The sequence below is a fragment of the Nocardioides sp. N13(2025) genome (genome assembly GCF_051912545.1).
GTDB lineage: Bacteria > Actinomycetota > Actinomycetes > Propionibacteriales > Nocardioidaceae > Nocardioides.
This window is the reverse complement of sequence record NZ_CP196809.1, coordinates 2,837,983-2,862,630: the sequence shown is the minus strand read 5'-3', so window position 1 is coordinate 2,862,630 and position 24,648 is coordinate 2,837,983. Positions and strand designations below refer to the sequence as shown.

Genomic DNA, 24,648 nt, shown 5'->3' with positions numbered 1-24,648 from the left:
GCTCATGCGCGAGACTGTAACTCGGAGTTACCGTCCTGGACAGGTGCCGCTGGGAGACGGACCGTGATGCTCGTGTCGCCCGGCGAGCTCGCCAGCGCCACGGTGCCGCCGTGCGCCTCGACGATCGCCCGGACGAGCGCGAGCCCGAGGCCCGCGCCGCCGGCCCGCGTGCGGGCGGCGTCGCCCCGGACGAAGCGTTCGAAGGCGCGCGGCGCGAGGTCCGCGGGGAAGCCGGGGCCGTCGTCGTGGACGGTGAAGCCCCGTGGCGTGCCGGTGACGGTGATCGTGCTGCCGGCGGGGCTGTACTTCCTCGCGTTGGTCAGCAGGTTGGTCACCACCTGGTGCAGCCGGGCCGCGTCGCCGGTGACGGTGATCGGCTCGTCGGGCAGCGCGAGCCGCCAGGAGCGCTCGCGGTCGACCACCCGGGCGTCGTCGACGGCCTCGAGCAGCAGCCGGGAGAGGTCGACCTGCCTGCGGTCGAGCGGTCGGCCCGCGTCGAGCCGCGCCAGCAGGAGCAGGTCCTCGACCAGCGCCGTCATCCGTGCCGACTCGGTCTCGACCTTGGCGAGGGCGGTGCCCGCCGTCTCCGGGCGGTGGCGGGCGAGCTCGGTGTAGCCGGCGATGGTGGCCAGCGGCGTGCGCAGCTCGTGGGAGGCGTCGGCGACGAACTGCCGCACCTGCTGCTCGCTGCGGTGCCGCGTGGCCAGCGACGCCTCGACGTGGTCGAGCATCGTGTTGAGCGCCGACCCCACCTGGCCGACCTCGGTGCCCTCGTCGGTGAGCCGCGCGGGGACCCGCTCGGCGATCTGGATGTCGCCGGAGGCCAGCGGGAGCTCGGCGACCCGGTGGGCGGTGGCCGCGACCTCGCGCAGCGGCGCCAGCTGGCGGCGTACGACCCAGGTGCCCACCCCGGCCGCGGCGAGCACGCCGAGCAGGCTGGCCAGCAGCTCGAGCTGGACGAGCCGCTCGACCGTCTCGCGCACCTCGCTGCGAGGGAGCCCGGCGACCACGGTCCCGCCGGGCACGTCGGTCACCAGGACCCGGTAGCTGCCGAGGTCGGGGAGGTCGACGGTCTGCGGGTCGCGGTCCGCGCCGAGGCCGTCCAGCGCGCCGAGCTGGGCCTCGTCGAGGGCCGTCGAGGCGGAGAATCCCTCGCCCTCCTGCTCCGAGAGCACGAGGCCCCAGGGCTGACCGGAGTCGGGGTAGTAGGCCTCCAGCGACCCGAACTGCTGGCCGGGACCGAAGTCGTCGCCGTCGCGATCCGGCCGGCGCGGGCCGACGGCGAAGCGCGCGGCATCGCGCACGTCGGCGTCGAGGCGCTGGTCCAGGTTGTGCTGCATGGCCAGCGTCGTGGCGGTGCCGATCAGCAGCGCAGACACCGCGACCAGCACCACGACCACCGCCACGAGGCGGGCGGTGAGGGTCAGGGAGCGAGGGCGCAGCCCACTCACGGCGCCGGCTTCAGGACGTAGCCCGCGCCGCGCATGGTGTGGATCATCGGCTCGCGCCCGGCGTCGACCTTCTTGCGGAGGTAGGAGATGTAGAGCTCCACCACGTTGGCCTGCCCGCCGAAGTCGTACTGCCACACGCGGTCGAGGATCTGCGCCTTGCTGAGCACGCGGCGCGGGTTGCGCATGAGGAAGCGCAACAGCTCGAACTCGGTCGCGGTCAGGCTGATCTCGTCGCCGCCGCGGTGCACCTCGTGGCTGTCCTCGTCGAGGGTGAGGTCGCCGACCACGAGCACGTTGCGGGCGTCGGCCTGGGCCGCGGTGCCGCCGCGACGGATCAGCCCGCGCAGCCGCGCGACGACCTCCTCGAGCGAGAACGGCTTGGTGACGTAGTCGTCGCCGCCGGCGGTCAGCCCGGCGATCCGGTCCTCCACCGCGTCCTTGGCGGTGAGGAAGAGGACGGGCACGTCGTTGCCGTCGGCGCGCATCCGGCGCAGCACCTCGAGGCCGTCGAAGTCGGGCAGCATGATGTCGAGCACCACCGCGTCGGGGCGGAAGTCGCGCGCCGTGGCGACGGCGTCCCGGCCGCTGTGGGCCATCTGGAGGTCCCAGCCCTCGTAGCGCAGCGCCATCGCGAGGAGCTCGGCGATGTTGACCTCGTCGTCGACGACGAGCACGCGGACGGGAGACCCGTCGGGGCGGGTGAGCTGCTGCATGGGCAGCATCCTGCCGGGGATTCCTGTGGGATTGCTGTGAGGATCCTGTCCTCAGGGCAGCCTCTGGTGGAGCCGGCCCGCCTGCTTGGTGAGGTGGGTCCGCTCGGCGAGGTTGGTCGCGAGCGCGGCTGCCTCGGCGTAGAGGCGTGCCGCCGTCGCGAGGTCGCCGTCCTTCTCGGTGAGGTACGCCGCTGCCGCCCGGTGGCGGGGCAGCCCGGGGTCGACCTCGGCGAGCGCGGCGAGCCCGGCCCGGGCGCCGTCCGCCTCACCCACGGCGACGGCGCGGTTGAGCCGCACGACCGGGCTGTCGGTCAGCGCCAGCAGCTCGTCGTACCACGCCACGACCTGCACCCAGTCGGTCTCCTCGGCGGTGCGGGCGTCGGCGTGGAGGGCGGCGATCGCGGCCTGCAGCTGGAGCTCGCCGCGCCGCCCGCGGGCCAGCGCCGCCTGCAGGATCCGCACGCCCTCCTCGATGAGGTCGGTGTCCCACAGGCTGCGGTCCTGCTCGGCCAGCGGCACCAGGCTGCCGTCCGCGCGGGTCCGCGCCGGTCGTCGGGCGTGGTGGAGGAGCATCAGCGCGAGGAGGCCGTCGGTCTCCTCGCTGGTCTCGTCATCGACGCTGAGGCGGGCGAGCTCGCGGGTGAGCCGGATCGCCTCGGCCGCGAGGTCGACGTCGCCGGTGTAGCCCTCGTTGAAGACGAGGTAGAGCACCCGTCGCACCGTGTCGAGGTCGCCGGGCCGGTCGAACGACTGCCCGGCCACGGTGCGTTTGGCCCGGCTGATCCGCTGCGCCATCGTCGCCTCGGGCACCAGGTAGGCGTCGGCGACCTGTCGCGTCGTGAGGCCGGCCACCGCGCGCAGCGTCAGGGCGACGGCGGACGTCGGCGACAGCGCCGGGTGCGCGCAGAGGAAGAACACGCGCAGGGTGTCGTCGGCGGCCTCGGTCGGCCCCGGCCCCGGCTCGCCGTCGACCGCGAGCTCCCGCCGCTGCCGCGCGGTGTCGGAGCGTACGACGTCGAGGAACCGCCGCCACGCGACCGTCACCAACCAGCCTTTCGGGTCGCGCGGCGGTGCGTCGGGCCACGACCGCAGGGCCTCGACGAGGGCGTCCTGCACCGCGTCCTCGGCCGTCGCGAAGTCGGCTCCGCGACGGACGAGGATCGCGATGACCTGGGGCACGACGCCGCGCAGGACCGCCTCGTCCACGAGGTGGCTCACTCGATGGTCTCGGAGTGGTGCTGCAGGAACGGCCGCACCTCGAGCCACTCGTGGATCGGCTTGCCACCATGGCCCGGGGCGGCGGAGAGCTCACCGGCGAGCTCGATCGCCCGGTCCTGCGACTCGACGTCGATCACCATCCACCCGGCGATGAGGTCCTTGGTCTCGGCGAACGGGCCGTCCACCGCCGGCGGCCTGCCGGGACCGTCGTGACGGACCCACATGCCCTCGGGGGCAAGCGCCTGTCCGTCGACGAACTCGCCGGTCTCCCGCAGCCGGTCGGCGAAGTCGTCCATGTACTGGATGTGGTCGTCGACCTCCCCGGGCGTCCACTGGTCCATCGGGACGTCGTTGACCCCGGCGGGGGCGCCTCGGTAGTGCTTGAGCAAGAGGTACTTCGGCATCTCGGCCTCCTTGTCAGGTGCGGCCCATTGTGGCCGCGTCCACCCCGGGGACGGAGCCGGCCGCGGGTTCTCGACATCCAGGGGCGAGGAAGTCTGGGCGATCTCAGGGACGGGTCACAGGTCGCGCACAGGCACCGCGCGCACGATCGCTCCATGACCGACGACAAGCGCCCCGACCCCCAGCCCGACGACGAGACCCAGCCGGTACGCCCGGGCGCCACGCTGCCGCCCGCACCGGGGGCCGGTGCTCCTGCGGGTGGTCCCGAGCCGGCCCCGGCGCCTGCGGCAGGTCGCCGCGGGTTCCGCGAGCGCCTCCGCACAGTGCGCCGCTCCGAGGGCGGCGACCGGTCGTTCGGCATGGCCGCCCTCGTCGCCTCGGCGCTGGCCGGAGTGATCGTCGGCGGCGTCGGGCTGGCGGCGGTGCAGGCCGTGACCGACGACCACCGCGACGGGCCCGGCTGGGGCGAGCGCCACGGCCCGGCGGGTCGCGACCTCGGCGGCGGCGACGACCGGGGCCCGGGCTTCGGCGGCCCGGGACGCGTGCCCGGCCAGCTCCAGCCCACGACGCCGCCCGACGAGGACGACGACTCGAGCTCGAGCTGACTCGTCCGGTCCCCGTTGATGGATTTCCACTCGCACGAGTGGAAGTCCATCGGGAGCTGAGCGTGAACGCGCTCGTCATCGCCTGAAGTTCCACTCGCTCGAGTGGAAATGCAGCGGCGGAGGTCCTGCGGGAAACCGGGTTGCCGCCGTGGGCGAGAATGGCGCCCGTTGTGAAGATCTCCTATCCCGCCGAGCTTCCGGTCTCCGCGCGCCGTGACGACATCGCTGCGGCCATCCGCGACCACCAGGTCGTGATCGTCGCGGGCGAGACCGGCTCGGGGAAGACCACCCAGCTGCCCAAGATCTGCCTCGAGCTCGGCCGAGGCGCGGGCCGCGACAACGGCGGCGGGCTCATCGGGCACACCCAGCCCCGCCGGATCGCCGCGCGGTCGGTGGCGGAGCGGATCGCCGAGGAGCTCGGCACCGAGCTCGGTGACGTCGTCGGCTACCAGGTCCGGTTCACCGACCGGACGTCGAAGGCCAGCCGGATCAAGCTCATGACAGACGGCATCCTGCTGGCCGAGCTCCAGCGCGACCGCGACCTGCGCAAGTACGACACGATCATCATCGACGAGGCCCACGAGCGAAGCCTCAACATCGACTTCCTGCTCGGCTACCTCAGGCGGCTGCTGCCGCGCCGGCCGGACCTCAAGGTCATCATCACCAGCGCCACCATCGACGTGGAGCGCTTCGCCGCGCACTTCCGGGCCCCGGTGGTCGAGGTCTCGGGTCGTACGTATCCCGTCGAGGTCCGCTACCGCCCCCTGCTCGAGCTGCCCGAGAACGACGAGGAGGGCGAGCCGGTCCAGCGCGACCAGACCGAGGCGATCCTCGACGCGGTCCGCGAGCTGTCCGCCGAGGGGCCCGGCGACGTGCTCGTCTTCCTGCCCGGCGAGCGCGAGATCCGCGACACGGCGGACGCCTTCGACTCGTTGAAGAGCGACCGCCTCGAGATCGTGCCGCTCTACTCCCGCCTCAGCGCCGCCGACCAGCACCGGGTCTTCTCCAGCCACCCGTCGACGGTGCGCCGCGTCGTCCTGGCCACCAACGTCGCCGAGACGTCACTGACCGTGCCCGGCATCAGGTACGTCGTCGACACCGGCGTCGCACGCATCAGCCGCTACTCCGTGCGGACCAAGGTGCAGCGGCTGCCCATCGAGCCGATCAGCCAGGCCTCGGCCAACCAGCGCTCCGGCCGGTGTGGGCGCGTGTCCGAGGGCATCGCGATCCGGCTCTACTCGGAAGAGGACTTCGAGGCGCGGCCCGAGTTCACCGACCCCGAGATCCTGCGCACCAACCTGGCCAGCGTCATCCTCCAGATGGCCTCGCTGCGCCTCGGGGACATCGCCCGCTTCCCCTTCGTCGAGCCGCCCGACCGCCGCAACGTCAAGGCCGGCACCGACCTGCTCGAGGAGCTCGGCGCGGTCTCCACGGCCGAGCCCCCCGCGCACAGTCATACGGAGGGGGCAACCGCTCGCCCCGACCGTATGACGTCCCGCGGGGGTCAGGGGAAGCCCCAGGGTCCGCGGCTGACGAACGTCGGTCGACGTCTCGCCCGCCTCCCGATCGACCCGCGGCTGGGCCGGATGATCCTCGAGGCCGAGCGCCTCGGCTGCGTGCGCGACGTCCTCGTCATCGCCGCCGCGCTCTCGATCCAGGACCCGCGCGAGCGTCCGGAGGAGCAGCGCGCGCAGGCCGACCAGCTGCACGCCCGCTTCAAGCACGAGTCCAGCGACTTCCTCACCTGGCTCAACCTGTGGCGGCACATCAAGGAGCAGCAGAAGGAGCTCTCGTCGAGCGCCTTCCGCCGGATGTGCAAGCGCGAGCACCTCAACTACATGCGCATCCGCGAGTGGCAGGACTACGAGTCCCAGCTGCGACAGGTGTGCAAGGAGATGGGTCTCGCCGTCGGGCAGCCCTCCGACCTGCCCGACGACGACGGCATCCACCAGGCCCTGCTGTCCGGCCTGCTCAGCCACATCGGCGCGCTCGAGGAGCGCGAGAAGGGCAAGCCGGGGGAGCGCAAGCCGATGCGCGAGTACCTCGGCGCCCGCAACGCCCGCTTCGCGATCTTCCCCGGAAGCGTGCTCAAGGGCCGCAACCCCGGCTTCCTGATGAGCGCCGAGCTGGTCGAGACCTCCCGGCTCTGGGCCCGGCAGAACGCAGCGATCAACCCCGAGTGGGCCGAGCGGCTGGGCGCCCACCTGGTCAAGCGCACCTACTCCGAGCCGCACTGGTCGCGCAAGCGCGCCGCGGTGATGGCGCGCGAGCGCGTCACGCTGTACGGCGTCCCGCTGGTGGCCGACCGGCTCGTGTCCTACGGCAAGGTCGACCCGGCGCTCGCCCGGGAGCTCTTCATCCGCCACGCGCTGGTGCAGCGCGAGTGGGACTCGCGCCACCGGTTCCTCGCCGAGAACACCCGGCTGTTGGAGGAGGCCGAGGAGCTCGAGCACCGGGCCCGCCGGCGCGACATCGTCGTCGACGAGGAGACGCTCTTCGACTTCTACGACGCCCGCGTGGGTGCCGAGGTCGTGAGCGGCCAGCACTTCGACCAGTGGTGGAAGCGGGCGCGGCAGAAGCGCCCCGACCTGCTCACCTTCGACCCGGCGATGCTCACCCACGAGACCGCCGACCAGGTGCGCGCCAACGACTTCCCCACGCAGTGGCAGGACTCCGACGAGGCCGGCCTCACCTTCCCGATCAGCTACCACTTCGAGCCCGGCTCCGCAGACGACGGCCTCACCATCGACGTCCCGGTCGCGACCCTCAACCGCATCGAGGCCGACGACTTCTCCTGGCTGGTCCCCGGCCTGCGCGAGGAGCTCGTGACCGAGCTGATCCGCTCGCTGCCCAAGAACCTGCGCATCGCGATGGTGCCCGCCCCCAACACCGCGCGCGAGTTCCTCGCCGCGACCCCGCCGGGCGCGGAGCCCCTGCTCGACGCGCTCGAGCGCTTCGCCCGCAGCACCCGGAGCCTGGTGATCGACCGCGAAGCGTGGGACTGGAGCAAGGTCCCGGCGCACCTGCAGCCGACCTACCGCGTGCTGACCGAGGAGGGCGCTGAGGCCGGCCGGGGCAAGGACCTCGACGCGCTGAAGGAGCCGCTGCGTCCCACCTTCGAGCAGGCCATGGCCGACGTCGCCGCCGACTCGGGCGTCACCGCGACCGGAGCCACCAGCTGGACCTTCGGCACGATCGAGGAGTCCTTCGTCCAGCGCCGTGCCGGCCACGAGGTCCGGGGCTTCCCGGCCCTCGTCGACGAGGGCGCGACCGTGGGCCTGCGCGTGCTCGCGACGGCCGAGGAGGCCGCCGCGCACCACCGCCTCGGCGTACGCCGCCTGGTGCTCCTGGCGCTCGGCCCGGCGCCGTCGGTGGACGACGTGCTGGCCGCGGCCGGCCTCGACCAGCGCGCCAAGCTCGCCCTCGTCGGCTCGCCCTACCCCTCCGTGGGCGACCTGCTCGCCGACCTGCGGGCCGCGGTCGTCGGCGAGGTCGTCGACGCGCGTCCGACGGTGCGTGACGAGGCGTCGTACGACGTCGTGGTCGCGGCCGCGCGCGACGCCGTCGCGACCGGGCTCAGCGCCGCGGTGCACGACGTGATGCGGGTGCTGGAGGCGTGGCGCAGCACCGACAAGGCGATCTCCGGCCGCGCCGACCTGATGACGCTCCCCGCGCTCACGGACATGCGCGGCCAGGTGAGCCGCCTCATGGCGCCCGGCTTCGTCGGCGAGGCCGGCACCTCGCGGCTGCGCGACTACCCGCGCTACCTCGCGGCCGTCACGCACCGCCGTGAGCGCCTCGACGCCCAGGTCGCGCGCGACCGCCAGCTGATGGACCAGCTGTCCGGGCTGCAGGAGGCCTGGCTCCACGCGGTCGCCGCGCTCCCGGACGGCCAGCCGCTGCCGGAGCACCTGCGTGAGTCGCGGTGGCTGCTCGAGGAGTACCGCGTCTCCCTCTTCGCCCAGCAGCTGGGCACGGCCACGAAGGTCAGCGACCAGCGCATCCGCAAGGTGATGGCCCGCGCCGCAGGGGCGCACTAGCCTTCGCCGCATGAGCGGGGAGGTGGCGCTGGCGCAGCAGGTCGAGGCCCTCGTCGAGGACGGGTACGCCGGGGTCGTCCGCCTGGACGTGGCGGGGGAGACCGTGCTGCGCGCGGGATTCGGGCTCGCCGACCGGGCGCACGGGCGGTCGATGACCCCCGACACCCGGCTCGCCGTCGCGAGCGGGTCGAAGACCTTCACCGCGCTCGCGGTGCTGTCGCTGGTCGAGGAGGGCGTGCTCTCGCTCGACGCCCCGGCCCGCGAGTGGCTCCGCGACGACCTCCCGCTCGTCGCGGACGACGTCACCGTCGAGCACCTGCTGTCCCACCGCTCGGGGATCGGCGACTACCTCGACGAGGACGTCGACCTCGACCGCGACGCCTACGTGATGCCGGTCTCGGTGCACCTGCTCGCCGACACCGAGTCCTACGTCCCGCTGCTCGAGGGCCACCCCACGAAGTTCGCCGCCGGCACGGCCTTCTCCTACTGCAACCAGGGCTTCGTCGTCCTCGCCCTGCTCGCCGAGCGGGCATCGGGCACGCCGTTCCACGACCTCGTGCGCGACCGCGTGACCGAGCCGGCCGGCATGCGCTCGACGGCGTACCTCCGCTCCGACGCGCTGCCCGCCGACGCCGCGCTCGGCTACGTGGAGCTGGACGGCGAGGTCCGGTCCAACGTCTTCCACCTGCCGGTCCGCGGTGGCGGCGACGGGGGCGCCTTCACGACGGTCGACGACGTGCACCGCTTCTGGCCGGCCCTGCTCGGTGGACGCATCGTCGCCCCGGACACGGTCCGGGAGATGGTGCGGCCGCACAGCGCGCCCGACGAGGACGGCACGTCCTACGGGCTCGGACTGTGGCTCAGCCCGGCCGAGGGCTTCGTGCAGCTCGTCGGCCAGGACGCCGGCGTCTCCTTCACGTCCGTCCACGACGCGCGGCGCGAGGCCACCTGGACCGTCGTCGCGAACCGCGCCGGTGCAGCGTGGCCTGTGCAGCGTGTCGTGATGGACCACCTCGACCGGCTCGCCGGCCCACCTAGGCTGGCGTGATGACCGGTCGCACCCACCACCGCCCGATGACCCCCGGCGCCGGGTTCTTCGCCGAGATCGCCGGAGGCGCCGATCCGGCGCTGCTGCGCGAGGCCGGCGACCTCGCGGCCACCGTGCTGGTGCGCGGGGCCCGGGAGTCCGACGATCCCGCCGTCGCCGAGCGCATCGTGCACCTGGCCGAGAGCGAGGGCCTCGAGACCCTCGCCGAGGTCTGGTCCGGGGCGCCGGCCGACACGCTCGCCGGCAGCCTGTGGCGGCTGTTCCTGCTCCGGTCTTGGGTCCACGCCGACCCCGAGCGGGTGGCCACCGAGTACGACGCCGGGCAGCGCCGCGTCGACGTCGCCCGCGTGGTCGCGGGTGTCGAGGACCCGCCGGGTCCCGACGAGCTGCGGCGCATGGTCGACGACGTGCTGCGCGGCATCGCGCGTGGCGACTTCGCGATCACCCTGTTCCGGGCGGCTGCGTTCGCGCGGATCGTCGCGGCCGGACGCGCCAGCCTGGGCGAGTCGGGCCACGACGAGATCACCCGGATGCTGGCGCTCTCGGAGCAGCTGGAGGCCGCCGGACACGGGGAAATCACGGACACGCTGGCCTGAGGAATTACACTGTCCCCTGAGTGCGTCGGGCTGTGGCAGCCCCGGGTCCCACAATAAGCCGCTACGAGCGGCCACGCGCCGTGAGGCGCTCCCGGTCCGGCGCACTCACATTCTTCTCCCGCGAGCTCGCCCCGCCACGGGCCGTAGGGTCGAGCAATGACGCTTCGCTCCCGCCTCGCCGGCCTGCTCCCGAAGGGCGAGTCGTCCTCGGCCTACGCCCCTGAGATCGACGGCGAGCCGGACCCGGGCGAGGTCGTGTGGGCGTGGGTGCCCTACGAGGACGACCCGAGCCAGGGCAAGGACCGGCCCGTCCTGGTGCTCGACACCGACGGCGACGGCTGGACCGGCCTGATGCTCAGCAGCCAGGACCACGACCGCGACGCTGCCGACGAGGCGCGCCACGGCCGCTACTGGATGGACGTCGGCACCGGCGGCTGGGACTCGCAGCGGCGCCCGAGCGAGGTCCGGCTCGACCGGCTGCTCCGCCTCGAGCGCGACGGCGTACGCCGTGAGGGTGCCGCGCTCGACGAGACGATCTTCGCCGCCGTCGTCGAGGCTCGTCGTGGACTGCCCCGATAGGGTCTGGCCGTGTCTCGCTCCTTCCTCCGTCGCACCGCCCTCGTCGCGTCGTCGCTGACCGTCGCCCTGACGACCGCCGCGTGCACGGGGGACGGCGACCCGGACCCCTCGCCGGCGAGCTCGCCCACGCAGCAGCCCACGACCGCGGAGCCGCGCGAGATCGTCTTCGGCGCCTACGGCAGCGACGAGGAGGTGGCGGCCTTCCAGAGCGTCGTCGACTCCTTCAACGCGAGCTCGAAGACGCGGCAGGTCACGCTGAAGTCCTGGCCCGACCACGAGTCCGCCCTCGAGGACGTGCTCGCCGGCAACGCGCCCGACGCCTTCCTCACCTCCCGCATCGACCTCGACCAGCTCGTCGGCGCCGACGCGCTGCAGCCGGTGAGCCTGCTGCTCGACGAGCGCGGCGTCGACTTCGGCGACCGCTTCTCGCGCGACGCCGTCGACGCGTTCGCGATGGACGACGAGCTGCAGTGCATGGCCTACTCGGTCTCCCCGATGGTCATCTACTACAACACCGACCTCGTCGACTTCGACAAGATGGAGCGGCGCGAGCTCGACGTGCCCACGGCCGACGACGAAGGCGTCCGCGACCGCTGGACGCTCGCCCAGTTCGAGGCGGCCGCGCGGTTCGCGTCCCGGCGCGGCGACCGGCGCGGCATCTGGATCGACCCCACGCTCCAGGGCCTGGCGCCCTTCATCTACTCCGGCGACGGCAAGGTCTTCGACGACGACCGCGAGCCCACGTCGCTCGCCTTCTCCGACGACAGCACCCGCGAGGCGCTGAGCCAGACGCTGGCCATCCTCCGCGACTCCACCCTGACGCCGACCAACGCCCAGCTAGCCCGCGCGACGCCGGTGCAGCTGTTCAAGCGCGGTGAGCTCGCGATGGTGGCCGGCTTCCGCAACCTCGTGCCCCAGCTGCGCGACGCCGAGGACCTCGACTTCGACGTCCTCCCGATGCCCACCATCGACAACCGGGCGACGGTCGGCGACATCAGCGGCCTCTGCCTGTCGGCCGACTCCGAGGTGACCGGCGACGCGGCCGACTTCATCGCCTACGCCGTCTCCGACGAGGCCATCGCCACCGTCGCCGAGACCGGCTACATCGTGCCGGCCAACACCCAGGTCGCCGCGTCCCCGGAGTTCCTGGCCCCGCTGGACGAGCCGGCCAACTCCAAGGTGTTCAACTCGAGCATCCGCTACATGGAGGTGCCGCCCTTCATCGACCAGCGCGAGGCGCTGGTCGAGGCCGTGACGCCGCTCCTCGAGCGCCTGGTCACCGCGCCCGGCGTGCTCGACCTCGACCAGGTCACCGAGCAGATCGACGAGGTCTCGCGGACGATCCTGGCGCCGCCCGAGGAGACCGAGTCGCCCTCGGAGTCACCGAGCGAGTCACCCAGCGAGTCACCCAGCGAGTCACCGAGCGAGTAGCGGCTACTCCGCCTCGGCCCCGAGGATCGCGCCCACCAGGGCGCCGGTGACCAGCTCGGCCTGCCAGGGACGGGCGCCGTAGGCCGCCAGCTGGGCGCGCACCGCGTCGGCCAGGTCGGCCGGCTCCCGGGTCGCCGGCGGTGCCCACATCAGGCGGCGGAGGTAGTCGGGGGTCAGCAGGTTCTCGACCGGCAGGTGGTGGACCTCGGCCAGGTTGAGCATCGACTCACGGGCCGCCTTGAAGCGGCGGTCGGCCACGGGGTCGCGGTCGGCCCAGGTGCGGGGGTGGGGCGGTCCGTCGCCGCGCGGGGCGCGGGAGGGGAGCTCGTCCTCGGACATCTCCCGGACCCGCTGCAGCGCGTCGACCCAGGTAGAGGCGTAGCGGCTCGCGCCTCGACCGTGGAAGCCCTGCGTCGACAGCAGCGCACGGCGGTCGGTCGGCATCGCGGTGGCGGCCACGACGATCGCGGCGTCGGGCAGGATCCGGCCCGGGGTGACGTCGCGCTCGGCTGCGATCGCGTCGCGGGCCTCCCAGAGGGCGCGGGCAGCGCCGAGCGCCCGGCGCCCGCGCAGCCGGTGCACCCCGGACGTACGACGCCACGCCTCGTGGCGCACCGCCGGCTCGAAGCCCAGCAGGTGCTCGAACTCCTGGCGCGCCCACTCGGCCTTCCCGGCCTCCTCGAGCGCGCCGATCATGTGCTCGCGCAGCTCGAGCAGCACCTCGACGTCGAGCGCGGCGTACTCGAGCCAGGGCTGCGGCAGGGGACGGGTCGACCAGTCGGCGGCGGAGTGCTCCTTGCGCATCCGCTGGCCCAGCACGGTCTCCACGAGGGTCGCGAGGCCGACGCGCGGGTAGCCGAGCAGGCGGCCGGCGAGCTCGGTGTCGAAAATGCTGGTCGGGGTGAGCCCGACCTCGCGCAGGCAGGGCAGGTCCTGGGTCGCCGCGTGCAGGATCCACTCGGCGCCCTCGAGGGCCTCCTGCAGCGGCGCCAGCGTGGTCATGCCGATCGGGTCGACCAGCCAGGTGCCGGCGCCCTCGCGGCGGAGCTGGATCAGGTAGGCCCGGTTGGAGTAGCGGTAGCCGGAGGCGCGCTCGGCGTCGATCGCGACCGGGCCGGTGGCCGCCGCGAGCGCCGCGCAGGCCTCGGCCAGGCCCTCGTCGGTGTCCACGACGTCGGGCAGGCCGTCGCGCAGTTCGAGCAGGGGAGCGGGAGGAGCCTCGGCCTCGGGCTGCTCGGCGGGGGCGGGCTCGGTGGCGGTGGGCTCGGCGTCAGGTGTGTCAGGCATCGGCTCAGCTGCCGCGCTGTCCGCGCCGGCTCGGCATGGCCGTGACGCCCTCGGGCACCGGCGGCAGGCCGACGGCCGTGCACATCAGCTCGCCCCAGGCCTCGACGTGGGGCGTCATGTCGAGGGCGCCCGCCTCGTCGACCGTCGGCGTCCACGACGCGCGGATCTCGACCTGGGCGGTGCCGGGCTCGTCGGCCATCCCGCCGAAGCTCTCGGTGGTGACGCAGGTGACCGTGCCCGACGCGGCGTGGAAGTCGGCGCCGTGGGCCTCCAGCGCCTCGGTCAGCCACGACCACCCGACCGCGGCCAGCAGGGGGTCGGCGCCGAGCTCGGGGTCGAGGTCGGCGCGGGCGTAGGCCACGCAGCGGAAGGTGCCGTCCCACGCGTCGTTGCCGGCGGGGTCGTGCAGCAGGATCAGCCGGCCGGTGCCGAGGTCCTCCTCGTCGACCGTGACGTCACCGCTCAGCGCGGACGACCAGGGCGCGATCCGCTGCGGGGCGGGCATCTCCTCGCAGAAGACCTCCGGGCGCAGCGAGGCCTGACGCATCGACTCCACAGCCGCGCGGAACTCAGCCGGCCCAGCCGCGGCAGCACTGCCCGGGTGGGTCTCGTGACGGGCCACCATTCGTCCAGAGTAGGCCAGCCCGCAGCCTTGCCGATGTGCCGCCACGCCGCCTGACCTGCGAAGATTCTGCCGTGACCGACGCCGTTCCCGCCCCCCATCCCGGACTGGTCGACAGCCCCTTCCTCAGGGCCGCGCGCGGCGAGGAGCCGTCGCACACGCCCGTGTGGTTCATGCGGCAGGCGGGCCGCTCGCTCCCGGAGTACCTCAAGGTGCGCGAGGGGATCGGCATGCTCGAGTCCTGCATGGACGCCGACCTGGTCACCGAGATCACCCTGCAACCGGTTCGGCGCTACGGCGTCGACGCGGCCATCTTCTTCTCCGACATCGTGCTGCCGCTCAAGGCCGTCGGAGTCGACCTCGACATCAAGCCGGGCGTGGGCCCCGTCGTCGCCTCACCGGTGCGCACGCTGGCGGACGTCGAGGCGATCCCCGACCTCACCGCCGAGCACGTGCCCTACATCTCGCAGGCGGTGCGCCAGCTGACCGCCGAGCTCGGCGCCACGCCGCTCATCGGCTTCGCGGGCGCGCCGTTCACGGTCGCGTCCTACCTCGTCGAGGGTGGGCCGTCGAAGGAGCACGCGAAGACCAAGGCGATGATGTTCGGCGCCCCCGACGTCTGGGACGCGCTGCTGCGCAAGATCGCCGGCATCGCCGCCGCCTACCTCCGCATCCAGGTCGAGGCGGGCGCCTCGGCCGTGCAGCTCTTCGACTCCTGGGCCGGTGCGCTCACCCCTGCCGACTACCGCGCCTCCGTCATGCCGCACTCACAGCGCGTGCTCGCGGCGGCCGGCGAGCTCGGCGTGCCGCGCATCCACTTCGGCGTCGGCACGAGCAACCTCCTCGGCCTCATGGGCGAGGCCGGCGCCGACGTGGTCGGTGTCGACTGGCGTACGCCGCTGGAGCAGGCGATCCCGCTGGTGGGTGACCGCGTCGTGCAGGGCAACCTCGACCCGACCCTGGTCTTCGCGCCCAGGGAGGTCATGACGGCGCGTGCGGCCGAGATCGTCGAGGCCGGCCGTGCGGCCAAGGGTCACATCTTCAACCTCGGCCACGGCGTGATCCCCTCGACCGACCCCGACCAGCTCAGCGCGCTGACAGACTTCGTGCACGGCTGCTGATCGGCGTCACCGGCGTCAGCTCGAGCGACCCGAGGTAGGCGCGCGCCTGGCGCACGAGCGCGGCCTGCAGGTCGTGCAGCGGCTCCGAGGTGCGCTCCGCGCGCCGGCGCAGCATCAGCAGCGTGACCGTCGTCTGGTCGGTCCGGATCGGGCGGGTCGTGAGCACCCCGGCGCGCACGAGCGGGTCGGCGACGATCGAGAAGTCCGGCAGGACCGAGATCCCCAGCCCGGCGGCGACCATCGCCTTGCCCATCTCCGCGCCGTCGGTGGCGTACGTCGTCGCGGGAAGCCTGCCGGCGAAGAGGCGATGGGCGTAGCGGTGCATCACGAACCCCGGTCGCATCAGCACGTGCGGCTCGGCGCGCAGGTCCTCGACGCCGACCTCGTCCTGGGCCGCCAGGGGGTGGTCGGCGCGCAGGCAGGCGACAGGCGTGCCCTCGATGAGCTTGTCGGCGACCAGGGTCGCCGGCACCTCGTCGCCGGGGAGGACGTTGACCAGGCCCAGGTCGAGCGAGCCCTCCGCCAGGCCCTGCTGGATGTCGACCGCACGGGCGTTGACCACCTCCACGCCACCCGAGCCGTGCCGGGCGTGCAGGTCGCGCAGCGCGGGCGCGAGGAGGCTCGACGACGCGGTGTTGACGGTGCCGATGCGCAGGTCGCGTCGGCGTACGGACTGCTGGCCCGCCGCCTGCCGCAGCCGGTCGACCGCCTCGAGGACCTCGGTCATGTTCTGGAGGAGGTCCAGGCCCTGACGGCTGATGCGTGAGCCCGTGCGCCGGCGGTCGAGCAGCGTGGTGCCGAGCTCCTTCTCCAGCTTGGTCACCGCCTCGCTCAGCGCGGGCTGGGAGATGTGCATCGCCTCGCTCGCCCGGCGCAGCGAGCCGTGCTCGGTCACTGCCGCGAGGTACTCCAGCTGTTCGATCCGCACTGTCGCTCCTGCTCTCGTCCGCCCGCGGGCGGAGGTGGTCGGCAAAACCTGCTGCCGGGGTGTCGTGGTTCCCGCATCGTGTTCACTAAAGTCTACTAAGTAACTATACAAAACGGGAGGAACCCACCCATGACCACCCTGCGTGTCCGACCCACCACCCGCGTCCGACCGACCGTCCGGACCGAGTGGGCGCCCGTGCTCGACGCCATCGCCGAGGGCGCCCTCCGGCGCGAGCTCGACGGTGACCTCCCCGTCGAGGCGGTCGCGCTGCTCAAGTCCGAGGGGTTCGGCGCGTTGCGCGTGCCCGCCTCCTTCGGTGGCGGCGGCGTGGGCCTCGTCGACCTCGCCCGGCTGTGGATCGAGCTCGCCGCCGTCGACGCCAACCTGCCGCAGGCCTTCCGTGGCCACTTCGCGCTCGTCGAGGACCGGCTCTGGCACCACGCGCGGTCCAGTGACCAGCGCGTGTGGTTCGACCGGTTCGTGGCCGGCGAGATCGCCGGCAACGCCTGGTCCGAGGTCGGGTCGAGCATCGACCTGCCGCGCACCGTGCTGCGCCCCCGCGCGGACGGGTCCTACCGGCTCGACGGCACGAAGTACTACACGACCGGCACGATCTTCGCCGAGTGGGCCGACGTGCACGCACGGGTGGCCACGCCGGGCCACCCCGACGAGGTCGAGGAGGCCACGGCGATCGCGCTCGTGGACACCCGCGACCCGGGTGTGCGCACGACGGACGACTGGAACGGCTTCGGCCAGCGGGGCACCGGCAGCGGCACGACCACCTTCGACAACGTCGGCGTGCCGGCCGACCGCGTGCTGGCGTTCGAGGAGCGCTTCCCCTACCAGACCGCGTTCTACCAGCTGAACCTCCTGGCCACGCTGACCGGCATCGCCCGGGCGGCGCTGCGCGACGTCGTCGAGGCGGTGCAGACCCGCACGCGCAACTTCTCCCACGCCAACGCGCCGCGGGTGCGAGACGACGCCCAGGTGCTCGCCCTGGTCGGGGAGGTCGCCGCAGCCGTGTACGCCGCGGAGGCGGCCACGCTGCGGGTCGCGGAGAGCATCCAGGCCGTCGCCGACGCCGCGCTCGCCGGCGCCGAGGAGGTCGCCGCGCTGGTCGAGGCGAGCGAGATCGAGTCGTCGACCGCCCAGGTCGTCGTCTCCGAGCTGGTCCTGCGGGCCACCTCCGACATCTTCGACGCGCTCGGCGCCTCGGCCACGGCCCGCCCGCTCGCCCTCGACCGCCACTGGCGCAACGCCCGCACGGTCGCCTCGCACAATCCGCGCATCCTCAAGGCCCGCGTCGTCGGCGCCCACGCCGTCAACGGCACGCCACCGCCGTACGCCTGGTCGATCGGCGGGACCCGCCGGCGCCAGGAGTGGTCCGACGGCCGACCCGGCCCCACCAGCTGACCGGTCACGCACCGGCTCCGCGAGGGGGTGGAAGGCCCGGCGTGCAAGGCACGGCCTTCCACCCCCTCGACATCCCCGCGTTCGCAATGGCGTGGCTCGGGGCACGTTCGCTGGTACTTTTGTCTACAAGATTGATAGAGATTGGGCACTGTTGAACAGCCCGATCGAACCCGCTCCGTCCCGAGGAGAGCCCCCCATGAGCACCACCCGCGCCCGCACCGCCAGCGCCCGCACCGCCCAGCCCCTCCAGTTCGCCTACTGGGTGCCTAACGTGTCCGGCGGACTCGTCATCTCCGACATCGAGCAGCGCACTGGCTGGGACTACGACTACAACAAGCGCCTGGCGCAGACTGCCGAGAACAACGGTTTCGACTACGCCCTGACCCAGGTCCGCTACACCGCGTCGTACGGCGCCGCCTACCAGCACGAGGCGACCAGCTTCAGCCTCGCGCTGCTGCTCGCGACCGAGCGGCTCAAGGTCATCTCCGCGGTGCACCCCTACATGTGGCACCCGGGCGTGCTGGCGAAGTTCATCGCCACCGCCGACCACCTCAGCAACGGCCGTGCCGCGATCAACGTGGTGTCCGGCTGGTTCAAGGACGAGGCCACGAACATGGGGGTCCGCTGGCTCGAGCACGGCGAGCGCTACCGGATGGCCGAGGAGTTCATCTCCTACGTGCGCGAGATCTGGACCGAGGACGACGCGCAGTTCCGCGGCGACTTCTTCCAGCTCAAGGACTTCGACATGAACCCGAAGCCCTTGGACCTCCCGGGGCGCCACCTGCCGGAGATCTTCCAGGGCGGCAACTCCTCGGTGGCCCAGGAGATGGCCGGCCGGGTCAGCGACTGGTACTTCGCCAACGGCAACACGCCCGACGGCATCGCCGCCCAGATCGAGGGCGTCGGCCGCAGTGCCCGCGCTGCCGGTCGTACGGTCCGCGTCGGCGTCAACGGCTTCATGGTCGCCCGCGAGTCCGAGGACGAGGCCCACGCGACGTTGCAGGAGATCATCGCCAAGGCCAACCCGGAGGCCGTCGAGGGCTTCGGCAACGCGGTCAAGCAGGCCGGCCAGTCGACCGGCGACAAGACGGGCATGTGGCAGGACAGCGACTTCTCCGACCTCGTCCAGTACAACGACGGCTTCCGCACCGGGCTCGTCGGCACGCCCGAGCAGGTCGCGCACCGGATGATCGAGTTCAAGCGGCGCGGGGTGGACCTGTTCCTCCTCGGCTTCCTGCACTTCCAGGAGGAGGTCGAGCACTTCGGCCGCGAGGTCCTCCCCATCGTGCGTGAGCTCGAGGCCGCCGAGCACGAGCGTGTGGCATGACGACCGCCCCGCTCCTGGAAACGGAGGCCGTCCGGGTCCCCGTCCTCTCCGCCGACGAGGCGATCGCCGCGGCCACCGAGCTGGCGGCCGACCTCGCGGCGACGTCCGTCGACCGCGACCGCGACCGCATCCTCCCCGCCGAGGAGCTCGACCGGCTCTCGTCCTCCGGCCTTCTGGCGATCACCGTGCCCGCCGAGCACGGCGGTGCGGACCTGCCGACCGAGGTGCTCGTCGAGGTGTTCCGGATCCTCGCCTCCGGCGACCCGAGCGTCGCGCAGGTCCCGCACAGCCACTTCGTCTACGTCAACGCGATGCGCCACCAGGGCACGCCCGCCCAGCAGCGGTTCTTCTTCGGCGAGGTGCTCGCCGGCAGGCGGTTCGGCAACGCCCAGTCCGAGGTGGGCACCCAGCACATGCGCGACATCCGCACGTCGCTGACTCCGGCGGGGCAGGGAAGCTGGACCCTGAGAGGCACCAAGGGCTACAGCACCGGCGCGCTCTTCGCCGACTGGATCCCCGTGCTGGCGCGCAAGGACACGCTCGCGGCACCCGGCACGGGTCCCCTGCACGTCGCCTGGGTCGAGCGCCACGCGCCCGGCGTGAGGGTCACCGACGACTGGAACGGCATGGGCCAGCGGACCACGGCCAGCGGCACCGTCGAGCTCGTGGACGTCGACGTGCCCGACGACCGGGTCACGCCCTACCACCTCACCTTCCAGGGGCCGCAGACCTACGGCGCCTTCGCCCAGGTCCTCCATGCCGCCCTCGACGTCGGCATCGCCCGAGCGGCCCTGCGCGACGCGGCCGAGTTCGTGCGCACGTCGTCGCGTCCCTATCCCGACGCCGGGGTCGAGCGGGCCGCCGACGACCCGCTGGTCGTGCAGGCGCTGGGCCGCATGGAGGTCGACGTACGTGCCTCCGAGGCGCTGCTGCGCGAGGCCGGGCGGACGGTCGACGCGGCCGACGACGACCTGACGGCCGGCACCGCCGCGGCTGCCAGCCTCGCCGTCGCCGCCGTCCGCGCCCACTCCGCCGAGGTCGCCGTCGACGTGTCGAGCCGGCTCTTCGAGGTCTGCGGCACCCGCTCGGCGCTCGACTCGCTCAACCTGCACCGGCACTGGCGCAACGCCCGCACCCACACCCTGCACGACCCGGCCGCGTGGAAGGTCCAGCACCTCGGCCGCCACGTCGTCGACGGCACGCCGCCGCCCAACCACGGCCAGCTCTGACCCCTTCCGAGAGGACTGCAATGAAGTTCCACTGGTTCCTGCCCACCAACGGTGGCGACGGCCGCCACGTCGTCAGCGGCGGCCACGGCGTCGACCACGGCGCCGCCGGCCGGCCCGCGAGCGTGCCCTACCTGGGGCAGGTCGCCCGCAGCGCCGAGCAGCTCGGCTTCGAGGCCGCGCTGACCCCGACGGGCGCGTGGTGCGAGGACGCGTGGCTGACGACCGCCATGCTGGCGCCGCTGTCCGAGCGGCTCAAGTTCCTCGTCGCCTTCCGTCCCGGCCTCACCTCGCCGACCCTGGCCGCCCAGATGGCCGCCACCTTCCAGAACCTCACCGGCGGTCGCCTGCTGCTCAACGTCGTCACCGGCGGCGAGTCCCACGAGCAGCGCGCCTACGGCGACTTCCTCGACAAGGACGGCCGCTACGAGCGCTGCGGGGAGTTCCTCGCCATCGTGCGCCGGCTGTGGGCAGGGGAGGAGGTGACGTACGCCGGCAAGCACCTGCGCGTGGACCAGGCCCGGCTCCAGCAGCTGCCCGACCCCGTCCCGCAGATCTACTTCGGCGGGTCCTCGCCCGCCGCCGGCGAGGTCGCGGCCGAGCACGCCGACGTCTACCTGACGTGGGGCGAGCCACCGGCAGCGGTCGCGAAGAAGATCGCCTGGATCAAGGAGCTCGCCGACAGGCGGGGCCGGGAGCTGACCTTCGGCATCCGCCTGCACACCATGTCGCGCGACACCTCCGAGGAGGCGTGGGCCGAGGCCGACCGGCTGCTCGCCGGGATCTCCGACGACGACATCCGTCGCGTGCAGGAGGGCTTGCAGCGCTCGGAGTCAGTGGGCCAGAAGAACATGCTCGCCCTCAACCGGGGCAGCCGCGACGGCCTCGAGATCCACCCGAACCTCTGGGCGGGCGTCGGCCTGGTCCGCGGCGGCGCCGGCACCGCGCTCGTCGGCAGCCACGAGGAGGTGGCCGACCTCGTCGAGGAGTACGCCGCCCTCGGCATCGAGGAGTTCGTGCTCTCGGCCTACCCCCACCTCGAGGGTGCCTACCACTTCGGCGAGGGCGTGCTGCCGATCCTCGAGGAGCGCGGCCTCTGGACCAACCCGGCGCCGGCCGCCGGCCGGTCGTCGGTGCCCTTCGGTGGACAGCGGGCGGCGTCATGAACGCCCGTGTCGCCGTCGTCATCGGCAACCCCAGGCCCCGCTCCCGGACCTACGAGTCGGCGCTGACCCTGGCCGACCGGCTGGGCGGCGCGGACCTGGTGGTCGACCTCGCCGACCACGCGGGCGAGCTGTTCGACTGGTCGTCCGAGGCCGTCACCGGGCTGGTGGAGCAGGTGGCCGCGAGCCGCCTGCTCGTCGTCGCCAGCCCGACCTACAAGGCCACCTACACGGGTCTGCTCAAGGCGTTCCTCGACCGGTTCCCCCACCAGGGACTGGCCGGCGTCACCGCCGTCCCGCTCATGCTCGGCGCCTCCCACGCGCACTCGCTCGCCCCCGAGCACGGGCTGCGTCCGGTGCTCGTCGAGCTCGGGGCGTCCGTGCCGACGCGGGGGCTCTACGTCCTCGACGCCGAGCACGCCGACCCCGCGGCGTACGACGCGTGGTTCGCCTCGGCACAGCCCTTCCTCCCCGTCCCCCCTGCCCCCGAGACCAGCCAGGCGGTGTCCGCATGACCATCCACGCCCACTCCCAGTCCCACCCCTCCCTCGACCCCCGCGCCCTGCGCGACGCCTTCGGCGCCTTCCCCTCCGGGGTCGTCGCCGTGGCGGCGTCGGTGAAGGGCCAGCTCACGGGCATCGCCGCGTCGTCGTTCACCTCGGTGAGCATCGACCCGCCGCTCGTGTCCTTCTCCATCGCGACGACCAGCTCGACGTGGCCGCTGCTGCGCGCGGCCGACCGGCTCGGGCTCAGCGTGCTCGCCGACCACCACGACGCGGTCTGCCGCCAGCTCGCCGGGCCGCGCGAGGAGCGCTTCGCCGGGCTGCCCTTCAAGGTGACCGGCAACGGAGCGGTGCTGCTCGACGAGGCCGTGGCGACCTACGACTGCTCGGTCCACGAGGAGGTCGTCGCGGGCGACCACGTGATCGTGCTGCTCGAGGTGCACGAGGTGGGCGCCGGCGACGGCGAGCACCCCCTCGTCTTCCACCGCTCCGCCTTCGCCAAGCTGCACCGCGACGACCTCGACCCGGCCCGCCTCGACGGCCGGATCAACGGCGCCGAGGTCGACCGGGGCGCCGAGTCCGAGAGCAAGGAGGACGCGGCATGAGTGCTCACAGGTCCATCGACGTGGCACCGAGCCCGCGCCGCGTCGCGCTCGCGTCGGCGGTCGGCGCGACGATCGAGTGGTACGACTTCTTCCTCTACGGCACGGCCGCGGCCGTCGTCTTCGACAAGCTCTACTTCAACGGCCTCGACGGGCCGGCCGCCCAGTTCGCGGCGTTCGCCACCTTCGCGGTCGGCTTCTTCGCACGACCGGTCGGCGGGCTGGTCTTCGGCCACTTCGGCGACCGGATCGGCCGCAAGCAGATGCTGCTGCTGACGCTGGTCATCATGGGCATCGGCACGGCCCTCATCGGCCTGCTCCCGACCTACGACCAGATCGGGGTCTGGGCCCCGATCGCGCTCGTCGTGCTGCGCGTGCTGCAGGGCATCGGCGTCGGCGGGGAGTACGGCGGCGCGGTGCTGCTCGCGGTGGAGTACGCCCCGGCCGCGCGCCGCGGCTTCTACGGCAGCTTCGCCCACATCGGCGTACCCGGCGGTCTCGTGCTGGCCGCCGGGGCGTTCACGCTCGCCGGGATGCTGCCGGACGAGGCGTTCCTCGCCTGGGGCTGGCGCGCCTGCTTCCTCGTCAGCATCGTGCTGCTCGGCATCGGTGCCTACATCCGCCTCTCGGTGATGGAGACGCCCGAGTTCGCCAAGGTCCAGGAGCGCAAGGAGATCTCGCGGCTGCCCCTGCGCGACCTGCTGGCGGAGCAGAAGCGCCCGCTGCTGCTCGGCATGGGCACCCGCTTCATCGAGGGCTTCACGTTCAACCTGTTCTCGGTCTACCTGCTGGCCTACGTGGCGACCAACCTCGAGCTGCCGCGGGCCTGGGCCCTCGACGCGATCCTCGTGGGCGCGGCCATCGGCGTCGTGCTCGTGCCCGTCGCCGGTGCGCTGTCGGACCGGGTCGGGCGCAAGCCGGTCTACCGGGCGGGCGCCTGGCTGGGCCTGCTGTTCGCCTTCCCGGCGGCGTTCCTGGTGCAGACCGAGAACCGGTGGGCGATCTCGCTGGTCTTCGTGGTCGGGCTGGGCTTCGTCTACGGCACGGTCTACGGGCCCCTCGCGGCCTTCTGGTCCGAGCTGTTCGACACCCGCTACCGCTACACCGCGCTGAGCACGCTCTACCAGGTCTCCGGCATCCTCGCCTCCGGCCTCACGCCCCTCATCGCGGCCTGGCTGGTCACCCGCGGCGACGGCACGCTCTGGTGGGTGGCGGCGTACAACGTGCTGGTGGCGGCGATCTCGCTGGTGAGCGCCCGGTTCCTCCCGGAGACCCGTGGCCGCGGCCTGGACCGCGAGGACGACTCCGCGCACCTCGAGCCCCGGGAGCCCGTGGTCGTGTGACCTGCCCCGGGCCTCAGGTCGTGGGTGTCCCGGCGGCGGGCGGGGCCTTGCGGCGGCGTACGACGAGCCAGACGGGCAGCCCGAGCACGAGGACGAGCACTGTGAAGGGCAGCAGCGCGCCGAGGATCGTCGCGACCGCCACGAGCATGGCGCCGACGGCCTTCATCCCGCCCCTGAGCCCTGCCATGAAGCCGGCCGGGGTGTCGTCGTCGGGCTCCTCCACGACCTGGCGGGTGAGGGTGGAGATGTCGACGGTGATGGTCGACATCGAGGTCTGGTCCGCCAGCCACGCCTGCTGCGACTTGAGCGAGTCGAGCTCGGCATGGCGGCTGGTGAGCTGGGACTCGATCCAGATGACGTCCTTGAGGGTCTTCGCCTCCGCGAGCAGCAGCTCCACCCGCTTCAGGCTGGCCTCCTGCGCCCGCACCCGCGCCCCGTTGTCGATCACCTCGGTGGTGACGTCGTCGGAGCCGCGGTCCGAGGAGCGCAGCACGCCGACGTCCTCCAGTGCCGTCATCGCCGCGCCGAACTTCGAGCTCGGCACCCGGACCACCAGCCGGGCGTACGACGTGTGGCCCTCCTGGTCGGTCTCGGTGCTCTCGTCCGTGACGGTGCCGCCCTGGGCGTCCACGATCCGCTGGACGTCGCGCCTGGTCTCGCCCACGTCCTTGCTGGCCAGTGACACCGTGCCGGTCGCGATGATGGAGCGCTGCAGCGGCGCCGTCGACGCGGGGTCGGCGGCGCTCGTGCCGGAGCCGGACGTGGTGGCGTCGCTGCTGCCGAGCTGACGGCTGGACGCGCCGCCGGCGTCGCTGCTGGAGCCGCCCGACGAGTCCGCGCCGCCGTCGGACGACTGGCCGGCGGAGGCCTCCGTCGCGTCGCCCGCGCTGTCGTTGGCGGAACAGGCGGCCAGCAAGGCCGTCATGGTGATCGCGGTGAGGATGCCGGCGGCGCGGGTGCGCGTGGTCCGAAGTGAGGTCATGCCCCTCGGACGCGGCCTGCGTCAGCGGCGGTTCCGGCCGCGCCGGAC

The 24,648-nt window shown here is 73.1% G+C and carries 20 protein-coding genes and 2 pseudogenes; 14 read left to right on the top strand and 8 right to left on the bottom strand.

Translation table 11 applies throughout. From position 1 onward, the window contains the following. Positions 1 to 2: 2 nt before the first annotated feature. The 4 genes from ACS3YM_RS13920 to ACS3YM_RS13905 are packed head-to-tail and all read right to left on the bottom strand — an operon-like array spanning position 3 to position 3,786. The gene (locus tag ACS3YM_RS13920; RefSeq protein ID WP_439937025.1) at positions 3 to 1,451 is read right to left on the bottom strand and encodes a sensor histidine kinase; all 1,449 of its coding nucleotides are present in this window, start codon (positions 1,449 to 1,451) and stop codon (positions 3 to 5) included. Further along, the gene (locus tag ACS3YM_RS13915; protein WP_439937024.1) at positions 1,448 to 2,164 is read right to left on the bottom strand and encodes a response regulator transcription factor; all 717 of its coding nucleotides are present in this window, start codon (positions 2,162 to 2,164) and stop codon (positions 1,448 to 1,450) included. Before ACS3YM_RS13915 ends, ACS3YM_RS13920 begins: the two co-directional genes overlap by 4 nt. 51 nt (positions 2,165 to 2,215) lie before the next feature. Next, the gene (locus ACS3YM_RS13910) at positions 2,216 to 3,370 is read right to left on the bottom strand and encodes an RNA polymerase sigma factor (protein WP_439939892.1); all 1,155 of its coding nucleotides are present in this window, start codon (positions 3,368 to 3,370) and stop codon (positions 2,216 to 2,218) included. Positions 3,371 to 3,378: 8 nt separating this feature from the next. Then, entirely contained in the window at positions 3,379 to 3,786 is a 408-nt protein-coding gene (locus ACS3YM_RS13905) for a YciI family protein (RefSeq protein WP_439937023.1), read from the bottom strand. A gap of 153 nt (positions 3,787 to 3,939) precedes the next feature. Between ACS3YM_RS13905 and ACS3YM_RS13900 the strand changes: the two genes are divergently transcribed. The 6 genes and pseudogenes from ACS3YM_RS13900 to ACS3YM_RS13875 all read left to right on the top strand — a co-directional run bounded on the left by ACS3YM_RS13900 (position 3,940) and on the right by ACS3YM_RS13875 (position 12,083). Then, on the top strand, positions 3,940 to 4,389 hold the full coding sequence (locus ACS3YM_RS13900) for a hypothetical protein (RefSeq protein ID WP_439937022.1): 450 nt from the start codon (positions 3,940 to 3,942) through the stop codon (positions 4,387 to 4,389). 155 nt (positions 4,390 to 4,544) lie between these two features. After that, positions 4,545 to 8,429, top strand: a pseudogene (gene hrpA / locus ACS3YM_RS13895) (ATP-dependent RNA helicase HrpA); the annotation flags it as partial. A gap of 10 nt (positions 8,430 to 8,439) precedes the next feature. Beyond that, positions 8,440 to 9,477, top strand: coding sequence for a serine hydrolase domain-containing protein (locus tag ACS3YM_RS13890; RefSeq protein ID WP_439937021.1), 1,038 nt, complete (start codon positions 8,440 to 8,442; stop codon positions 9,475 to 9,477). After that, positions 9,477 to 10,073, top strand: a complete 597-nt coding sequence (locus ACS3YM_RS13885; protein ID WP_439937020.1) for a hypothetical protein — start codon at positions 9,477 to 9,479, stop codon at positions 10,071 to 10,073. Before ACS3YM_RS13890 ends, ACS3YM_RS13885 begins: the two co-directional genes overlap by 1 nt. Before the next feature lie 156 nt (positions 10,074 to 10,229). Continuing rightward, entirely contained in the window at positions 10,230 to 10,652 is a 423-nt protein-coding gene (locus ACS3YM_RS13880) for a type II toxin-antitoxin system PemK/MazF family toxin (protein ID WP_439937019.1), read from the top strand. Positions 10,653 to 10,661: 9 nt separating this feature from the next. Then, entirely contained in the window at positions 10,662 to 12,083 is a 1,422-nt protein-coding gene (locus ACS3YM_RS13875; protein ID WP_439937018.1) for an ABC transporter substrate-binding protein, read from the top strand. Positions 12,084 to 12,086: 3 nt separating this feature from the next. Here the strand turns inward: ACS3YM_RS13875 and ACS3YM_RS13870 are convergent, their stop codons facing one another. Further along, positions 12,087 to 13,370, bottom strand: coding sequence for an HRDC domain-containing protein (locus ACS3YM_RS13870; RefSeq protein WP_439937017.1), 1,284 nt, complete (start codon positions 13,368 to 13,370; stop codon positions 12,087 to 12,089). 4 nt (positions 13,371 to 13,374) lie between these two features. Further along, entirely contained in the window at positions 13,375 to 13,995 is a 621-nt protein-coding gene (locus ACS3YM_RS13865; RefSeq protein ID WP_439937016.1) for a DUF3000 domain-containing protein, read from the bottom strand. A gap of 71 nt (positions 13,996 to 14,066) precedes the next feature. Here ACS3YM_RS13865 and hemE point away from each other — a divergent pair, with 71 nt between their 5' ends. Beyond that, positions 14,067 to 15,113, top strand: a complete 1,047-nt coding sequence (hemE, locus tag ACS3YM_RS13860) for a uroporphyrinogen decarboxylase (RefSeq protein WP_439937015.1) — start codon at positions 14,067 to 14,069, stop codon at positions 15,111 to 15,113. Here hemE and ACS3YM_RS13855 read toward each other — a convergent pair. Further along, complete coding sequence (locus ACS3YM_RS13855; RefSeq protein ID WP_439937014.1) at positions 15,079 to 16,041, bottom strand: LysR family transcriptional regulator; 963 nt, start codon at positions 16,039 to 16,041, stop codon at positions 15,079 to 15,081. The genes hemE and ACS3YM_RS13855 overlap by 35 nt on opposite strands. 129 nt (positions 16,042 to 16,170) lie before the next feature. On the opposite strand from ACS3YM_RS13855, the gene ACS3YM_RS13850 reads away from it, so the two are divergent. From ACS3YM_RS13850 to ACS3YM_RS13820, 7 genes and pseudogenes are all read left to right on the top strand, one after another. Then, complete coding sequence (locus ACS3YM_RS13850; RefSeq protein WP_439937013.1) at positions 16,171 to 17,454, top strand: acyl-CoA dehydrogenase family protein; 1,284 nt, start codon at positions 16,171 to 16,173, stop codon at positions 17,452 to 17,454. Between the two features lie 196 nt (positions 17,455 to 17,650). Beyond that, entirely contained in the window at positions 17,651 to 18,781 is a 1,131-nt protein-coding gene (sfnG, locus tag ACS3YM_RS13845) for a dimethylsulfone monooxygenase SfnG (protein WP_439937012.1), read from the top strand. Next, on the top strand, positions 18,778 to 20,010 hold the full coding sequence (locus tag ACS3YM_RS13840) for an SfnB family sulfur acquisition oxidoreductase (protein ID WP_439937011.1): 1,233 nt from the start codon (positions 18,778 to 18,780) through the stop codon (positions 20,008 to 20,010). The genes sfnG and ACS3YM_RS13840 overlap by 4 nt, the downstream gene beginning before the upstream one ends. A gap of 20 nt (positions 20,011 to 20,030) precedes the next feature. After that, positions 20,031 to 21,173: an LLM class flavin-dependent oxidoreductase gene (locus tag ACS3YM_RS13835; protein ID WP_439937010.1), complete on the top strand. Its 1,143-nt coding sequence runs from the start codon at positions 20,031 to 20,033 to the stop codon at positions 21,171 to 21,173. Beyond that, the gene (locus ACS3YM_RS13830) at positions 21,170 to 21,685 is read left to right on the top strand and encodes an NADPH-dependent FMN reductase (protein ID WP_439937009.1); all 516 of its coding nucleotides are present in this window, start codon (positions 21,170 to 21,172) and stop codon (positions 21,683 to 21,685) included. The genes ACS3YM_RS13835 and ACS3YM_RS13830 overlap by 4 nt, the downstream gene beginning before the upstream one ends. Next, positions 21,682 to 22,179: pseudogene (locus ACS3YM_RS13825) on the top strand (flavin reductase family protein); the annotation flags it as partial. The gene ACS3YM_RS13830 and the pseudogene ACS3YM_RS13825, both read left to right, overlap by 4 nt. Positions 22,180 to 22,274: 95 nt before the next feature. Next, positions 22,275 to 23,618 carry an MFS transporter gene (locus ACS3YM_RS13820; protein ID WP_439937008.1) on the top strand — a complete coding sequence of 448 codons (1,344 nt, stop codon included), beginning with the start codon at positions 22,275 to 22,277 and terminating at the stop codon, positions 23,616 to 23,618. A gap of 13 nt (positions 23,619 to 23,631) precedes the next feature. On the opposite strand, the gene ACS3YM_RS13815 is transcribed toward ACS3YM_RS13820, so the two are convergent. Beyond that, a complete protein-coding gene (locus ACS3YM_RS13815; protein ID WP_439937007.1) occupies positions 23,632 to 24,600 on the bottom strand; it encodes a DUF4349 domain-containing protein in 969 nt (322 codons plus the stop codon). Between the last annotated feature and the right edge of the window lie 48 nt (positions 24,601 to 24,648).

What these genes read in the sequence shown, in the direction of transcription:
- ACS3YM_RS13915 (WP_439937024.1), bottom strand. Translation starts at nt 2,164, where the DNA reads ATGCAGCAGCTCACCCGCCCCGACGGGTCTCCCGTCCGCGTGCTCGTC.
- ACS3YM_RS13905 (WP_439937023.1), bottom strand. Translation starts at nt 3,786, where the DNA reads ATGCCGAAGTACCTCTTGCTCAAGCACTACCGAGGCGCCCCCGCCGGG.
- ACS3YM_RS13900 (WP_439937022.1), top strand. Translation starts at nt 3,940, where the DNA reads ATGACCGACGACAAGCGCCCCGACCCCCAGCCCGACGACGAGACCCAG.
- ACS3YM_RS13890 (WP_439937021.1), top strand. Translation starts at nt 8,440, where the DNA reads ATGAGCGGGGAGGTGGCGCTGGCGCAGCAGGTCGAGGCCCTCGTCGAG.
- ACS3YM_RS13885 (WP_439937020.1), top strand. Translation starts at nt 9,477, where the DNA reads ATGACCGGTCGCACCCACCACCGCCCGATGACCCCCGGCGCCGGGTTC.
- ACS3YM_RS13880 (WP_439937019.1), top strand. Translation starts at nt 10,230, where the DNA reads ATGACGCTTCGCTCCCGCCTCGCCGGCCTGCTCCCGAAGGGCGAGTCG.
- ACS3YM_RS13870 (WP_439937017.1), bottom strand. Translation starts at nt 13,370, where the DNA reads ATGCCTGACACACCTGACGCCGAGCCCACCGCCACCGAGCCCGCCCCC.
- ACS3YM_RS13865 (WP_439937016.1), bottom strand. Translation starts at nt 13,995, where the DNA reads ATGGTGGCCCGTCACGAGACCCACCCGGGCAGTGCTGCCGCGGCTGGG.
- ACS3YM_RS13850 (WP_439937013.1), top strand. Translation starts at nt 16,171, where the DNA reads ATGACCACCCTGCGTGTCCGACCCACCACCCGCGTCCGACCGACCGTC.
- sfnG (WP_439937012.1), top strand. Translation starts at nt 17,651, where the DNA reads ATGAGCACCACCCGCGCCCGCACCGCCAGCGCCCGCACCGCCCAGCCC.
- ACS3YM_RS13840 (WP_439937011.1), top strand. Translation starts at nt 18,778, where the DNA reads ATGACGACCGCCCCGCTCCTGGAAACGGAGGCCGTCCGGGTCCCCGTC.
- ACS3YM_RS13835 (WP_439937010.1), top strand. Translation starts at nt 20,031, where the DNA reads ATGAAGTTCCACTGGTTCCTGCCCACCAACGGTGGCGACGGCCGCCAC.
- ACS3YM_RS13830 (WP_439937009.1), top strand. Translation starts at nt 21,170, where the DNA reads ATGAACGCCCGTGTCGCCGTCGTCATCGGCAACCCCAGGCCCCGCTCC.
- ACS3YM_RS13820 (WP_439937008.1), top strand. Translation starts at nt 22,275, where the DNA reads ATGAGTGCTCACAGGTCCATCGACGTGGCACCGAGCCCGCGCCGCGTC.
- ACS3YM_RS13815 (WP_439937007.1), bottom strand. Translation starts at nt 24,600, where the DNA reads ATGACCTCACTTCGGACCACGCGCACCCGCGCCGCCGGCATCCTCACC.